General features: G+C 68.4%; 12 protein-coding genes. 5 read left to right on the forward strand and 7 right to left on the reverse strand.

Annotation, left to right across the window (positions count from 1 at the left end):
• Nucleotides 1-7 precede the first annotated feature (7 nt).
• Nucleotides 8-880 carry a ThiF family adenylyltransferase gene (locus tag PHD22_RS02420; protein WP_299861784.1) on the reverse strand — a complete coding sequence of 291 codons (873 nt, stop codon included), beginning with the start codon at nucleotides 878-880 and terminating at the stop codon, nucleotides 8-10.
• A 192-nt stretch (nucleotides 881-1,072) separates the two neighbouring features.
• Between PHD22_RS02420 and PHD22_RS02425 the strand changes: the two genes are divergently transcribed.
• Together PHD22_RS02425 and PHD22_RS02430 are read left to right on the forward strand one after the other, a co-directional pair.
• The gene (locus PHD22_RS02425; RefSeq protein ID WP_299861786.1) at nucleotides 1,073-1,843 is read left to right on the forward strand and encodes a PEP-CTERM/exosortase system-associated acyltransferase; all 771 of its coding nucleotides are present in this window, start codon (nucleotides 1,073-1,075) and stop codon (nucleotides 1,841-1,843) included.
• A 109-nt stretch (nucleotides 1,844-1,952) separates the two neighbouring features.
• Nucleotides 1,953-2,774: an NADPH-dependent oxidoreductase gene (locus PHD22_RS02430; RefSeq protein WP_299861788.1), complete on the forward strand. Its 822-nt coding sequence runs from the start codon at nucleotides 1,953-1,955 to the stop codon at nucleotides 2,772-2,774.
• 22 nt (nucleotides 2,775-2,796) lie between these two features.
• On the opposite strand, the gene PHD22_RS02435 is transcribed toward PHD22_RS02430, so the two are convergent.
• From PHD22_RS02435 to PHD22_RS02455, 5 genes are all read right to left on the reverse strand, one after another.
• Nucleotides 2,797-4,359 carry a SpoIIE family protein phosphatase gene (locus PHD22_RS02435; protein ID WP_299861790.1) on the reverse strand — a complete coding sequence of 521 codons (1,563 nt, stop codon included), beginning with the start codon at nucleotides 4,357-4,359 and terminating at the stop codon, nucleotides 2,797-2,799.
• Nucleotides 4,346-5,290, reverse strand: a complete 945-nt coding sequence (locus PHD22_RS02440; protein WP_299861792.1) for a response regulator — start codon at nucleotides 5,288-5,290, stop codon at nucleotides 4,346-4,348. The genes PHD22_RS02435 and PHD22_RS02440 overlap by 14 nt, the downstream gene beginning before the upstream one ends.
• A gap of 202 nt (nucleotides 5,291-5,492) precedes the next feature.
• A complete protein-coding gene (locus PHD22_RS02445) occupies nucleotides 5,493-8,735 on the reverse strand; it encodes an efflux RND transporter permease subunit (protein ID WP_299861794.1) in 3,243 nt (1,080 codons plus the stop codon).
• 15 nt (nucleotides 8,736-8,750) lie between these two features.
• The gene (locus PHD22_RS02450; RefSeq protein ID WP_299861795.1) at nucleotides 8,751-9,806 is read right to left on the reverse strand and encodes an efflux RND transporter periplasmic adaptor subunit; all 1,056 of its coding nucleotides are present in this window, start codon (nucleotides 9,804-9,806) and stop codon (nucleotides 8,751-8,753) included.
• Nucleotides 9,807-9,870: 64 nt separating this feature from the next.
• Nucleotides 9,871-10,236: a CbiX/SirB N-terminal domain-containing protein gene (locus tag PHD22_RS02455; protein WP_299861797.1), complete on the reverse strand. Its 366-nt coding sequence runs from the start codon at nucleotides 10,234-10,236 to the stop codon at nucleotides 9,871-9,873.
• Between the two features lie 155 nt (nucleotides 10,237-10,391).
• Here PHD22_RS02455 and PHD22_RS02460 point away from each other — a divergent pair, with 155 nt between their 5' ends.
• Nucleotides 10,392-11,240, forward strand: a complete 849-nt coding sequence (locus tag PHD22_RS02460) for a peptidoglycan DD-metalloendopeptidase family protein (RefSeq protein WP_299861799.1) — start codon at nucleotides 10,392-10,394, stop codon at nucleotides 11,238-11,240.
• Here the strand turns inward: PHD22_RS02460 and tcdA are convergent.
• Nucleotides 11,229-12,041: a tRNA cyclic N6-threonylcarbamoyladenosine(37) synthase TcdA gene (gene tcdA, locus PHD22_RS02465; RefSeq protein WP_299861801.1), complete on the reverse strand. Its 813-nt coding sequence runs from the start codon at nucleotides 12,039-12,041 to the stop codon at nucleotides 11,229-11,231. The two genes, PHD22_RS02460 and tcdA, sit on opposite strands and share 12 nt — an antisense overlap.
• 83 nt (nucleotides 12,042-12,124) lie before the next feature.
• Between tcdA and PHD22_RS02470 the strand changes: the two genes are divergently transcribed.
• Together PHD22_RS02470 and PHD22_RS02475 are read left to right on the forward strand one after the other, a co-directional pair.
• Complete coding sequence (locus PHD22_RS02470; protein WP_299861803.1) at nucleotides 12,125-12,781, forward strand: HAD hydrolase-like protein; 657 nt, start codon at nucleotides 12,125-12,127, stop codon at nucleotides 12,779-12,781.
• Between the two features lie 105 nt (nucleotides 12,782-12,886).
• Complete coding sequence (locus PHD22_RS02475) at nucleotides 12,887-13,480, forward strand: hypothetical protein (RefSeq protein ID WP_299861805.1); 594 nt, start codon at nucleotides 12,887-12,889, stop codon at nucleotides 13,478-13,480.
• Nucleotides 13,481-13,663 lie beyond the last annotated feature (183 nt).

Raw genomic sequence — 13,663 nt, forward strand, 5'->3', positions numbered from 1 at the left:
CCCGGCGTCAGCGCCCCATGGCGCGCAACTGGCGCCGGGCAATGGCAAGGGCCAGGCGCTGGATGGGATTGCGATTACCCCAGGGACGCCAGGTTTGTGTATACCGGTTACGGTAGGCATCGAACTGAAACCCCCGCGGAGCGCACAGGACCTCGCCACGCCCCAGCAGGATCTTGAGGGACTCCACCGCGGTCACCCCGGCACACAGCTGGCAGGCGGCAATGGTGCTCGGCCCCCGGCGCGCCTTGAAGTCCACCCGGCTCGGATCCACCACATACCCCCGCTGGAGCATCGCCGGCGACAGGCCGAGGAGAAAACGCACGGCCATCTCGTCCTCGTCGCAGCCTTCCAGGCAGAAGTACTCCTCGAAGGACATCCGCCCCGGCAGAAAGCTCAGTACCGCCGTCCCCATCCCGAGGGGCGCAGCGGTGACCGCGGGAATGCCCCGCGCGTGGCAGGCCCGGAAGGTGTCCTTGCGGGCCTGGAAGGCAAAGAAGTCGAGGCCATCCACATAGAGGTCCACCCCGTTCAGGAAATCCGCCAGATTGCCTGCATCCACCCCCGCGCCGAAGACCTGGATGTCCAGCTCGGGATTGATATCGAGGGCCATCTCCCTGAGCACTTCCGCCTTCGGTCGACCCAGCGTGGACATCATCGCGCCAGCCTGCCGGTTGAAGTTCACCAGATCGAAGGTGTCCATGTCGGCGATGTGGAACTTCCCGACGCCCAGGCGGGCCAGGGTCAGCAGATGCACCCCACCCACCCCACCCACCCCGGCAATCGCCACGCGCTTGCCCCGCAACGCGGCCTGCTCGGCCTCGGTCACCCAGCCGATATTGCGGGCAAAGGCCGCGTCATAGTCAAAGGGAATAGTTGCCATGGTCGATGTCCGTCACGATCGCAGGCCTGATGATACGACAGTTCCATGGCCCTGCCCGGCCCGGCGGGAGCCCGGCGATGACAATCCTTCGGTGGTACTCTTGCAATCGCAGCTAAAATGTCGTCACGGTGCATTGCCGCCTGGACTGCACACCCAATTTCATCCTACTGCGAGCACGGGGTTCCTCCCACCATGTCCCTATTCGACCGTTTCAGCCTGGGCGAAGGATTCAAAAGGTATTTCGAAATCTCGGCCGCCTTCGACAGCGGCCGGCGGGACGAAGTCTATGGCATCCGCCACGAGGTGTATTGCGAGGAACTGGGATTCGAACCCGTGCGGCCCGACCGTCGGGAAACCGACGAATACGATGCCCACAGCCTCCATTGCCTGATGCGCACCTCCACGCCGCCGAATGCGCTGGTGGGGTGCAACCGGCTGGTCCTGGCCCGGCCTGAAGACCCCGACTATCCCCTGCCCTTCGAGCGCACCTGTGCCGCCACCCTGGACCGCTCCATCATCGATCCGGCCAAGGAAGACCGCCACAGCATGGCGGAAGTCTCGCGGCTGGCCGTGCGCGCCTACTACCGGCGACGCAAGGGGGAAACCAGGAGCCCGGTCACCATCAGCGACGAGGACTACGGCTCGAGGGACCAGCCGCGCTTTCCCTACATTCCGATCGGCCTGTACCTCGGGGTGATCGCCCTGGCCAAACAGGAAGGCATCGAAACCCTCTTCGTGCTGACCGAACCACGGCTGGCCGATCACTTTGCCAAACTGGGGGTCAAGATCACCCAGATCGGCGGCCCGGTGCAACACCGGGGCACCCGGGTGCCATCGATGATGAACGTGGACAGCATCATCAAGGGGCTGCGCTTTTTCGTGAAACCGATCTGGCGGGTGGTGGACGAACAGATCCAGGCCGGTTACGCAGCAGGCGCCCCTCCTATCTCACGACGCCCCTGAGGGCCCGCACCGACACACACTGACGCGGGCCGGCCTGGGCCCGTTAAAATGGCAGCTTCCCGGGCGGACCGCGGTCCGCCGCCAACCGCCAACTGCCGCAAGGAAGCCCATGCATACCCGCGCCGCCCTTTACCAGGCCCGCTATGGCCACCCCGACACCCCCGTCCCGGACGCAGGCTCGGCGCTGATCGACCAGCTCCTCACCCACCGCTCGGTCCGCGCCTACCTGCCCGACCCGGTGACTGACGACACCCTGTGCGCCCTGATCGCGGCCGCCCAGTCCGCCGCCAGTTCCTCCAACCTGCACGCCTGGAGCGTGGTGGCCGTACGCGACCCGGCCCGCAAGGACCGTCTCGCCCATCTTGCCGGTGATCAGGCCCATGTCCGCCAGGCGCCCCTGTTCCTGGTCTGGCTGGCCGACCTGGCCCGCCTGGAAAGCGTGGCAGCTCAGGCCGGCGAGCCGGACGAGGCTCTGGATTACCTGGAAATGTTTGAAGTGGCCGTCATCGACGCCGCCCTGGCCGCCCAGAATGCGGTGGCCGCCGCCGAGTCCCTGGGCCTGGGCACTGTTTACATCGGGGGCATCCGTAACCGGCCCGAGGACGTGGCTGCCGAACTGCAGCTGCCCAGCCGGGTCGTGGCCGTGTTCGGCCTGTGCGTCGGCACACCCGACCCTCAGGTACCCACCGCCGTCAAGCCGCGCCCGGCCCAGAGCGTCGTGCTCCACCACGAGCACTATGCCCTGCCCCCTCAGCAGGCCGGCCTGGCACGCTACGATCAGGCCATGGCTGCGTTCTATGAAAGCCAGCAGATGAAGGTGCGCGGCACCTGGTCCCGCCACACCGCCAGGCGCATCCGCGACGCCGCCGCCCTCACCGGCCGCGACCGGCTGGTGGAAGCCCTGGGCAAGCGGGGCTTCAAGCTGCGCTGAAGACCAGTCCGCCGGACCCCTGTCACGCGCCCTGCGGACACCCGGCGTGCAGGCAGTCCAGCACCAGCACGGAGACGTCGTCACTGGGGCTCTGCCCGGCCAGATGGCGCTCCAGAGCCTGCAGCAGGCCACTCACCCGGGTCGTCCCGGCGACGGAGGCCAGGGTCTGGACCAATACCCGCTTGCCAAAGGGCTCACCGGCAGGGCTCTCGGCCTCGGTGAGGCCATCGGAGCACAGCACGATCTGGCAGGGCCCCTCCCAGCGGAAGGCTTCACAGGCCACCAGGGCCTCATCGGAGGGCCGGATGCCCAGGGGCAGCTGACAGGACGGAAAACGGGCCATGACCGCGCCGCCTTCGTCCACCTGCAGCACATCCGGCACGCCCCCCACCCAGACCTGCCCCACCGGCTCCGCCGCCGCCAGCCACACCAGGGCCGAAGCCACAAAATGTCCCGGCGGCAGCAGGCTGCACAGGAGATCGTTCAGCTCGGTGACCAGGGATTCCAGGGGCGCATTGCGGGCCGCTCCGCGATAGAAGGCGCCCAGCGCCGGCAGCACGCTCATCGCAGCCGCCAGCCCATGACCGGTGGCGTCCGCCAGCATCGCGTAGAGCGCCCCCTGCGGCGAGCGCGCCACGGCCACCACATCCCCCGAAAAGTTCCTGGCCGGCAACACCGCGTACTGCACGGCGGGGTCATGCAGCCAGTCGGAACGGATCTGGCGCTCCATGATGTTCATCGCCAGCTCCTGCTCCCGCTCCGATTCGTCGTGGTAGCGCTGCAGGCGGGCCGCATCCTCGGCCAGCCGGCGCTGGATCCGGCGCGATTCGGACACATCGCGGACCACCCCGATGAACATCCGCCGGCTGGGCAGCTGCAGATCGGACACCCCGACCTCCATCGGAAACAGGCTGCCGTCCTTGCGCTGCCCGATCACCTCGCGGATCTGGCCGATCACCCGCTCACCGCCCCCCTCAAGGTAGCTGCGCACCAGGCTGTCCTGGCCGCTCTCCGTGCTGTCGGGCATCAGCATGGAGATCGGCTGACCGATCATCTCGCCGGCGCTGTAACCAAAGATCCTGCCCGCCGCCCGGTTGATGGAGAGGATCCACCCGCGCTCGTCCGTGGAGATGATCCCGTCGATGACCCCGTTGGCCACCGCCCGCACCTGCTCCAGCGAGCCATAGAGCCGGCCCTGCATGTCGAGCAAGCGGCGCAGCGCCTTGAAGCGGGCAGCAAAGACCGGGAAGGACAGCGGCTTGGTCAGGTAATCATCCGCGCCCACATCGAGCCCCTGGACAATATCCCCTTCACCGGTCAGGGCCGACAGGATGACGATCGGCACCCAGTGCTCTCCGGCCAGGGCGCGAATCTGGCGGATCGCCTCAAAACCATCCATGCGGGGCATCATCAGGTCCATCAGGACCACATCCGGCTTCTTTTCCCGGAACAGCGCCACGGCCTCCACCCCATCCCGGGCGAACACCGCCTGACAATCGAGCTTGGCCAGGAAGGCCCCCACGATGGCCCGATTGGAGGCCACATCATCGGCAACGAGCACACGCAAGGTATTAGGGCTCGACATCAAACATTCCCGTTTGCCCCCATGACAACGCGCCAGCCCCCCTGCGGGGGACGGTCACAACCACCTGGTTGCCTGGGGGAAGATAAGTCAGGCTGGCAAAACTCAACTGACGGGACAGGGCAATGCCCCGCCCATTGGGGGCAAAGGCCCGCTCCGGATCAAAGTCCAGGAACGATCGCCAGTCGAAGCCCACGCCATCATCACGGATCTCGAAAATCCAGCGATCCGGATCCGACCGGACGTGCAGGCGGACCCGTTTGTGACGGTTCTCCGGCAAGGCCAGGCGACGCTGCACCTCGGCCTCCCACTGGTCAGCCTCGCGCAGACGGCTCTTCTCCGCAAAATCGATGCCCAGATTGCCATGCTCGACCCCATTCACCAGCAGTTCGGACAGGCCCATGGCCAGCGTCTCCGGCTGCGGACCGAGCAGCGCCAGCAAGGCCGCCAGACGCCGGGCTTCTTCCAGGCTGCGCACGGTGAACTCCCCTTCGGCCAGGGAGCCCAGGGCCAGGGCATGCTCCTCAAGATTGGCCTTGAGCTCCCGGCGCACCCGCAGATCGTCCAGGGCCGTGCGGATGATCGTGAGCAGGGCCTCGCCCTCGAAGGGTTTGGTCAGATAGTAGAACGCCCCCGCCTCCAGCCCTTCCCTGACCTGCTCGGGTGAAGTCGCTGCCGTCTGCATGATCACCGGGATGAAACGCAGGCGCTCATCCAGCTTCAAACGACGCAGCAGCTGAATGCCATCCAGGCCCGGCATCATGCGGTCCAGCAGGACCAGATCGAAGCGTGAAGCGGGCGCCGACAAGGCCTCCCAGGCCGCCTCTCCGGACCCGACCATGATCAGCTCAAAGCCCATTCCATCCAGATACTCGGCGACGATGTCCAGATTGAAAGGCTCGTCATCCACCACCAGTATTCTTGCCTGGTTCATTCGCTATCCTGTTTGTCGAGTCTCTGCTCCGGAGGGGCCGCGGCGTCTGGCCACCCCCTTCTCCGGATCCAGGTGCGGATGACGCGCCTGGCACAGCGCGTCCAGCGCGCGAAGCGCATCGTACACCAGGCGCCCCGGCGACACGACTAGCAGAACGCCCCGCTCACCGGCGGCAGGCCCCGGCAAGGCTGCATCCCCATGGTCAGACAGCCTGCCGGCGATGGGTGGCCGCGTAGTAAAGGACCGGAATGACGACCAGGGTCAGCAGGGTGGACACCAGCACCCCGAAGATCAGCGCGATGGCCAGCCCGTTGAAAATCGGGTCATCCAGGATGAACAGCGCGCCGATCATCGCCGCCAGCGCAGTCAGGCCGATGGGCTTGGCACGCACCGCCGCAGCATGGATGGTGGCCTCGGCGAGGGGCGTGCCGGCGGCCACCTGCTGGTCGATGAAATCCACCAGCAGGATGGAGTTGCGCACGATGATCCCGGCCAGGGCGATCATCCCGATCATGCTGGTGGCCGTAAACTGGCTGCCCAGCAGGGCGTGGCCGGGCATCACGCCGATGATCGTGAGGGGAATCGGCGCCATGATGATCAGCGGTACCCGGTAGCTGCGGAACTGGGCCACCACCAGCACGTAGATCAGCACCAGCCCCACCGCGTAGGCGGCGCCCATGTCACGGAAAGTCTCGTAGGTGATCTGCCACTCGCCGTCCCACTTCAGCGCGTAGGCGGCGTAGGGGTCGTCCGGCTGATGGATGAACCACTCGTCGAGGGTGCCGGCCAGCCGCTCCCCCGCCAGCGGCAGGTCCTTGACCCGGCTGCGGATGTCGAACATGCCGTAAAGGGGAGAGTCCAGCCGGCCCCCCATATCACCGGTCACATACACCACCGGCAGCAGATCCTTGTGGTAGATCACCTGCTCGCGGGTGGCGGGCAGCACCTCCACCAGCTCCGAGACCGGCACCAGGGCGCCGCCGGCCTCCGCAGCACGGGCGCGGACCTTCATCTGGAGCAGGGTATCCATGCTGCCCAGGCGCTCGGGCGGCAACGTGAGGCGCACCGGAATTTCGTACTTGTTGTCGCCCCCATGCACCGGGGTGACGTTCTCGCCCCCCAGCCCCAGGCGCACCACCTCGACGATGTCGGCCTGGGCCACCCCGAGCTGGGCCGCCTTGGCCTGGTTCACCCTGAGCACCCGCTTGGGTGCAGCCTCGTCGACGGTGTCATCCACGCCCACGATATCGGCCGTGCCCTCGAAGGCCTCGCGCACCTGGCGCGCCACGGCCACCTGACCGGCGTAATCGGGGCCGTATATCTCGGCCACGATGGGCGACAGCACCGGCGGCCCCGGAGGCACCTCCACCACCTTGGCGTTTCCCCCGTGCCTGCGGGCAATGGCGGCCACCGCAGGCCACACCGAGACGGCGATCTCGTGACTCTTGCGACTGCGCCGGGCCTTGTCCGCCAGGTTGACCTGGATGTCCCCCATCTCGGGCTGGGCCCGCAGGTAGTACTGACGCACCAGGCCATTGAAGTTGATGGGCGCGGCCGTCCCCGCGTAGGCCTGGAAGTCGGTCACCTCCTCCACCTCCGCCAGCGTATCGCCGATCTCCCGCAGGACTTCGGCCGTCACCTCCAGCGGAGTACCCACCGGCATGTCGAGCACCACCTGGAATTCGCTCTTGTTGTCGAAGGGCAGCATCTTGAGCACGACCAGCTGCACCACCGCCAGGGACACCGACAGGGCGATCGCCAGCACCACGCCAAGCCACAGCCGGGTCCGGGCCCGTCCGCCCGTCACCGGATCGAGCAGCGGGGTCATGATCCGCCGGAAGACGGCCTCCAGCCGGGCCGTCAGCGCGTCGGGGGGAGAATGGCCCGCACCCGCCGCCGGGGCATGCTCCTGCATGAGCCGGCCCGCCAGCCAGGGCGTGACGACGAAGGCCACTGCCAGGGAAATGAACATGCCCATGGAAGAGTTGATCGGGATCGGGCTCATGTAGGGCCCCATCAGGCCGGTCACGAAAGCCATCGGCAGCAGGGCCGCAATCACCGTGAAGGTGGCCAGGATGGTCGGCCCCCCGACCTCGTCCACCGCCGGCGGGATGAGCTCCCCCAGCGGCTTGCCGGGGAACAGGGTCTGCCAGCGGTGAATATTCTCGACCACCACGATGGCGTCATCCACCAGGATGCCGATGGAGAAGATCAGCGCGAACAGGCTCACCCGGTTGAGGGTGAAACCCCAGGCCCATGAGGCGAACAGGGTCGCCGCCAGGGTCAGGGTGACCGCCACGCCAACGATCACCGCCTCCCGCCGGCCCAGCGCCAGCAGCACCAGCAGCACCACCGCCAGGGTCGCAAAGACCAGCTTGCCGATCAGCTTGTCGGCCTTCTCGGTCGCGGTGGCGCCGTAATTGCGGGTGATCGTCACCTCGACGCCCTCGGGGACGAGGCTGCCCTTGAGCTGCTCCAGGCGGCGGATCACCCCGCTGGCCACATCGGCGGCGTTCTCCCCGGGCTTCTTGGAGATCGACAGGGTCACCGCCGGAAAGCGCTCGCCCCCCGCCGCAGCGGCTCCGGACCTTGCGCGGCCCAGGCCATGCCAGACATACCGGGAAGGCTGATCGGGGCCGTCCACCACGCTGGCCACATCGGCCATCTGGATCGGCTTGCCCCCCGACACCCCCACCACCAGCTTCCTCACGTCATCGGCGTGGGTGATGTAGGTACCGGTCTGGACCAGCACCTCCTGATTGCGATCCACCAGCGTGCCGCTGGGCATGGAGGCGTTGGCCAGCTGCAGGGCCCCCTTGAGATCCTGCGGGGTCAGCCCGTAGGCATTCATCCGGCCCGGATCCATCAAGACCCGCAGCACATGCCCGGGGCCGCCGATGGTGCTCACATCGCGGGTCCCACGGACACGCTTGAGCTCCCCCTCCACCGCCCGGGCCACCTGCTGGAGCTCGAAGGCCGAACGATGCAGATCCCGGGTCCACAGGGTCAGGGCCACCACCGGCACATCGTCTATCCCCCTCGGCTTGATCACCGGCTCGGCCACCCCCAGCTGGGGCGACAGCCAGTCCTGATGGCTGTGGAGGGTGTCGTACAGGCGCACGAGGGCATCCTGATTTTTGACGCCCACCTGGAACTGCACGGTGATCACCGCCATCCCGGGGCGCGAAACGGAATACACATGATCCATGCCGGCGATGCGGGAGAGCACCTGCTCTGCCGGGCGGGCCACCAGGGACTCCACATCCTTGGCCGAAGCACCGGGAAAGGCCACCATCACGTCGGCCATCGTCACGTCGATCTGGGGCTCTTCCTCCTTGGGGGTGATAAGGGTGGCAAACACCCCCAGCAGCATCAGCACCAGGGCCAGCAGGGGAGTGAGGGCGTTGCGCTGAAACAGCGCGGCGATGCGTCCGGAAATACCCATGGCGGCGCTCCCGGATCAGGGCGCGCTGCGCTGCAGGCCGGCACGCACGGGATCCAGCGCCAGCAGCTCGCCGCCCTTCAGGCCGGCCAGCACCTCGATGGACCCATCGGCCAGGAGGCTCCCGACCCGCAACTGGCGCAGCACGAAGCCCCCCTTGCCGTCGGCCACATACACGCCGGTCACTTCACCGCGGCGCAGCACGGCCGCCGCAGGCACCGCCAGACGGGGCGCCTCCCCCACCCGAAAATGCACCCGCGCTGCCATGCCGGGGACCACGCCCCCCGCATCGGCGGGCAGGCTGACCCGGGCCCGCGCCGTGTGGGTGCGGGGATCGGTGGCCGGCAGCAGGGTGACATCGGCGGCCTCCAGCTGGCGACCGCTTTCAGGAAACTCGATCCGGGCCTGGAGCCCGGCCTGCCCCAGCTCGGCCAGCCGGGCCTGGGGCAGATCCGCCACCGCCCGCAGTGCGCCCGGCTCGTACACCACCAGCAGGGGCCGGCCCGGCTGGGCCATCTCCCCCGGCTCCGTGAGACGCTGGGCCACAATGCCGGAGAACGGCGCGGTCACCGTCGCAAACCCCCGGGACGCCGCCACCTGGGCCCGCCCGGCCTCCGCCGCACGGACCTGGGCCAGGGCCGCGTCATGCACCGCCTGGGCCTGATCCAGGGCACTGCCGCTCACGAAATTGCGGGCCTTGAGGGCCTGCGCCCGCTCCAGCGCCGCCCGCACATCCACCAGCCGGGCCTGCGCCGCCGCCACCTGCGCGCCGGCCGCGGCCAGCGCCTGATCGGCCTCGCGGGTGTCGATCCGCATCAGCACATCCCCCTGGCGCACCCGGGCCCCCGCATCCACCCGGGCCTCCAGCACCCGTCCCTGGACCTGGGCCGCCACGGTGGCCTGGCGGACGGCCTCGATGGTGGCCTCCGCCGTCACGGTCCGCGCCCGGACCTGAGCCTGAACGGTAAGCGTGGGAATATCCGCCCCGCCCCCAGCCGCAGGGGCCCCGGGCAGCAGGCAGGACAGGGACAGCGCGAGGGCGGCCCAGCGATGGACATGCTGACGTTTATTCATAAATATAAGCTTACCCTTATATTCCAGATCGTCAAGCCATGCTCCGCCGCCGCCGGAGCCGGGGTCAGAGGCCGGCCGCACACCGGGCCATGGCCCGGACCACCCCTTCATCCTCCCCCACCGCCGTCACCAGCTCGATCCGGCAGGCCGGGTGGCGGCTCCGCGCGGCCTCCAGCAACACCGGCAGGTCCCGCTTGAGATGGCCCCCCTGGGCCAGAAACAGCGGCACTACCCGCAGGGACTCGACCCCGCTGGCCGCCGCGGCGTCCACCGCCTCTTCCAGGCTCGGCGACATGAACTCCAGGAAGGCCAGGGTGACCCAGGCCTCCGGGCACAGGCGGGCAAGCTCCTCCGTGACCCGCCGGGCCGGCTTGGCCCACTCCGGATCCCGCGCCCCATGGGCAAACAGTACGATGGCTTCCTTGGACATGCTTGGCTTCCTTTGCTGACTGGGGCGGGGCGCGGACGCGCCCGGCCGGGTTTGGAGTAATCTTGCAGGCTCTTGAACCGGAGGGTAAGGGCAAAACCGCGCACCCTCCCCCCACCTCGCGCCCAATGCAAGCCATAGTCCCCCCAAAACCCGGAATGGTTCGCCCAGTCCGCCGGATTCTGTCCGCCCTCCTCCTCGCCCTGCTGCCCGCCACGCTCCTGGCCCAGGTCCGGCCCCAGCCCGTGCCCGGGGGAGTCGCCGCCCTCCTCGTGGCCCCTGCCGAAGCCCCCCGCCCCGAAGTGCGTTTCGACGGCCGACCGGTCCTCCTGGAGCACGGCCCGGAAGGCTGGCGGGCCCTGGTGGGCCTGTCCCTCGACACCCCGGCGGGCGAACAGAGCCTGCAGATCGGCAGCGGCAGCGCGGCCCGGCAGCTCAGCTTTGCCGTCCTTCCCAAGGCCTATCCGGAACAGCACCTGACCGTGAAAAACCCGAAAATGGTCACCCCCGACCCGGACATGCTCAGCCGCATCCAGGCCGAACGGGAGGTCCAGATCGCCGTGCGCAGCCGCTTCCGCGACATGGCCGTTCCCCGGACCGATCTCGAGCTGCCCGCCAGCGGCCGCCTGTCCAGCCGTTTCGGGCTGCGCCGGATCTTCAACGGCGAACCCCGCGCCCCCCACACCGGGCTGGACGTGGCCGCGCCCATCGGCGCCCCCGTGCGGGCCCCCGCCGACGGCATCGTGAGCCTGGTGGAAGAGTTCTACTTCAACGGCAAAACCGTTTTCGTGGATCACGGCCAGGGGCTGGTCAGCATGGTCTGCCACCTGGACGCCAGCACCGTAGAGGTGGGCCAGGACGTGCGCCGGGGCGAGCAGATCGGCCGGGTCGGCAACACCGGCCGCACGACCGGACCCCACCTGCACTGGAGCGTCTATCTCAACGGCGCCGCGGTGGACCCGGCGCTGTTCATCGCCCCCCCGCGCCCACCCGCCTCACGCCCCTGACACAGGGTCCGGCGCGGGCCCCGCAGACAGCCCATTGAGCACCCGCGCTGCGGCAAACAGCCCCACGCAAGCCGTCACCGTCACCACCGACCCGAACCCCGCGCAGTTGAGACCCGCCGGCCCCCCGGCGCCCGCCTCGCAGGCGCCCTCCGGCGCCGGATAGCGCAGGGGCTCGCTGGAGAAGACTGCCTCCACGCCGAACTTCTTCTTCGGATCGCGGGGAAACGCGTGGCTCTTGCGCAGCTGGCCACGCACCTTGGCCAGCAGCGGATCCTGGATCGTCCGCGCCAGATCCGCCACCTGGATCCGGGTCGGGTCGATCTGCCCGCCCGCCGCACCACAGGTCACCACCGGCACCTCCAGCCCGTGGCACACGGCGATCATCGCCACCTTGACGCGCACCGCATCGATCGCATCGATCACGTAGTCAAAGCCTCCGCCCAGCAGCCGGGCGGCGTTATCCACGGTCACAAAATCGTCCACCACCGTCACCACGCAGCCCGGGCTGTAGCCGGCGATGCGCTCGCGCATGGCCTCCACCTTGGCCTGGCCGAGGGTCGCGTCGGCGGCGTGGATCTGGCGGTTGATGTTGGACTCGGCCACATGATCCAGGTCGATCAGCGTCAGGCGCCCCACCCCGCTGCGGGCCAGGGCCTCGGCCGCCCACGCCCCCACCCCGCCAATGCCCACCACGCAGACATGGGCCTGCGCCAGCCGGGCCCGGCCGGCCGCACCGTACAGACGGGCAATGCCGCCAAAGCGGCGGGCATCATCGGGGGAATTCGGGACAGGGCTTTCCATGGCATCACCGTTCGCTTGAGAGGCGCGCAAATATAACCGAGCGGGGCATAATCACGACCATTCGTGTTCGTGATCCTGCCCCCATGCCCCGCTACAGCCACATCCTCTTCGACCTGGACGGCACCCTGATCGACTCCGCCCCCGCCATCCTGGCCAGCTACCGCGAAGCCTTCGCCCGCTGCGGCGTGGCACCGGCACGCCCCATCGACGAGAGCATCGTCGGCCCGCCCCTCACCGAAACCCTGCAGCTGCTCACCGGCAGCCACGACCAGGCCCTCATCGGGCGCCTCGCCGAGGGCTTCAAGGCCAGCTACGACCGCGAAGGCTACACCCAGACCGCCGCCTACGCCGGCGTCGCTGAAATGCTCGAGGCCCTCAAAAGCGCCGGCCTGCAGCTTTCGATCGCCACCAACAAGCGCATCCACCCCACCCGCCTGATCCTCGAGCACCTGGGCTGGAGCCCCTGCTTCGATCATGTCTACGCCCTTGACCTGTTCGCCCCCCGCCTGCCCCACAAGGCAGCCATGATCGCCCGCCTGCTGGCCGACCACGCGCTGCCGCAGGACGCCTCCATCTACATCGGCGACCGCAGCGAGGACGGCGAATCGGCCGACGCCAACGGGCTGCCCTTTATTGCGGCGACGTGGGGGTATGGGAGCATCGAAGCGGCGGCCATGGCCGGACACTGGCGGGCTGCGGCCTCGCCAGCAGAACTCGGCGCAGTTCTGCTGGCAGACTGAGCGCAAGGCATCGGCTTGGCATTCAACGGCCGCTTCCACTAGACTCGGATTCCTCATATTTTCCGCCCGGCATGCTGCAGCGTTGGCACCGGGCAGCCACACATCATGCGCCCAGCCCACCCAACAAGGATCATTCGCCCTGCCCTGTTCCTTGCCGCCATCGCCCTCATGACCAGCAGCCCCGCCGACGCTCGTCGCTTTGGCGGTGGCCGTACTGTGGGCATGCAGCGTAGCGTCTCGACGCCCCATGCAACGGTAAATACCCCACAAAGTCACCTCGCCCCCTCGGCCACTTACAGCCGGGCCGTGAGCGAACCTCGTTACGGCAGCAGCGACCTGATGGGCGACGCCGCACGCGTCGCCCTGCGCGCCCGTTACCTGGATGAACAACGCCACCGGGAAGCCGAAATCCTGGAACGCCGCCGCGCCGAACGGGCCGCCCGCAACGGTGCCAGCACCCCCTTGGATGAAGCCGGCCCAAACCCCGTCGCCCTCCAGCCCCATCCCGGCCAGCCCTCCGCAGAGCCGGCCTCGCCGCCACCGAATCGCGCCCCACGCCCGGCCGATCCAAGCTTTGCCCGCCTCACCGGCAGTACAGCCTCAACGGGCCCCACATGCGAGTTCAAGCCCGTCATGGCGGACCGGGACTACCTCGCCTGTGGTATCACGCCTCCGGGCTTTCGGGCTGACCTGCGCTGAGCCCCTTGCGGCCATCCCGCTCCACACATCTCACCTCTCCCCGAACCGCCGCGCATAGCGGGTGTCTTCGGCGAAGACGGCGACCTCCTGGAGACCCGGCGGATGGGTTGGCTCCTGACTCGCTATCGTGTCGGCAAGCCAGAAAACCGCAGCACTGGGCGATCAGGCGCAGCACGGTGTACA

Origin of the sequence: Zoogloea sp., assembly GCF_028693495.1 — a bacterium.
Taxonomy (GTDB): domain Bacteria; phylum Pseudomonadota; class Gammaproteobacteria; order Burkholderiales; family Rhodocyclaceae; genus Zoogloea.

What these genes read in the sequence shown, in the direction of transcription:
- PHD22_RS02460 (WP_299861799.1), top strand. Translation starts at nt 10,392, where the DNA reads ATGGTTCGCCCAGTCCGCCGGATTCTGTCCGCCCTCCTCCTCGCCCTG.
- PHD22_RS02470 (WP_299861803.1), top strand. Translation starts at nt 12,125, where the DNA reads ATGCCCCGCTACAGCCACATCCTCTTCGACCTGGACGGCACCCTGATC.
- PHD22_RS02450 (WP_299861795.1), bottom strand. Translation starts at nt 9,806, where the DNA reads ATGAATAAACGTCAGCATGTCCATCGCTGGGCCGCCCTCGCGCTGTCC.
- tcdA (WP_299861801.1), bottom strand. Translation starts at nt 12,041, where the DNA reads ATGGAAAGCCCTGTCCCGAATTCCCCCGATGATGCCCGCCGCTTTGGC.
- PHD22_RS02475 (WP_299861805.1), top strand. Translation starts at nt 12,887, where the DNA reads ATGCGCCCAGCCCACCCAACAAGGATCATTCGCCCTGCCCTGTTCCTT.
- PHD22_RS02440 (WP_299861792.1), bottom strand. Translation starts at nt 5,290, where the DNA reads ATGAACCAGGCAAGAATACTGGTGGTGGATGACGAGCCTTTCAATCTG.
- PHD22_RS02435 (WP_299861790.1), bottom strand. Translation starts at nt 4,359, where the DNA reads ATGTCGAGCCCTAATACCTTGCGTGTGCTCGTTGCCGATGATGTGGCC.
- PHD22_RS02420 (WP_299861784.1), bottom strand. Translation starts at nt 880, where the DNA reads ATGGCAACTATTCCCTTTGACTATGACGCGGCCTTTGCCCGCAATATC.
- PHD22_RS02455 (WP_299861797.1), bottom strand. Translation starts at nt 10,236, where the DNA reads ATGTCCAAGGAAGCCATCGTACTGTTTGCCCATGGGGCGCGGGATCCG.
- PHD22_RS02445 (WP_299861794.1), bottom strand. Translation starts at nt 8,735, where the DNA reads ATGGGTATTTCCGGACGCATCGCCGCGCTGTTTCAGCGCAACGCCCTC.
- PHD22_RS02425 (WP_299861786.1), top strand. Translation starts at nt 1,073, where the DNA reads ATGTCCCTATTCGACCGTTTCAGCCTGGGCGAAGGATTCAAAAGGTAT.
- PHD22_RS02430 (WP_299861788.1), top strand. Translation starts at nt 1,953, where the DNA reads ATGCATACCCGCGCCGCCCTTTACCAGGCCCGCTATGGCCACCCCGAC.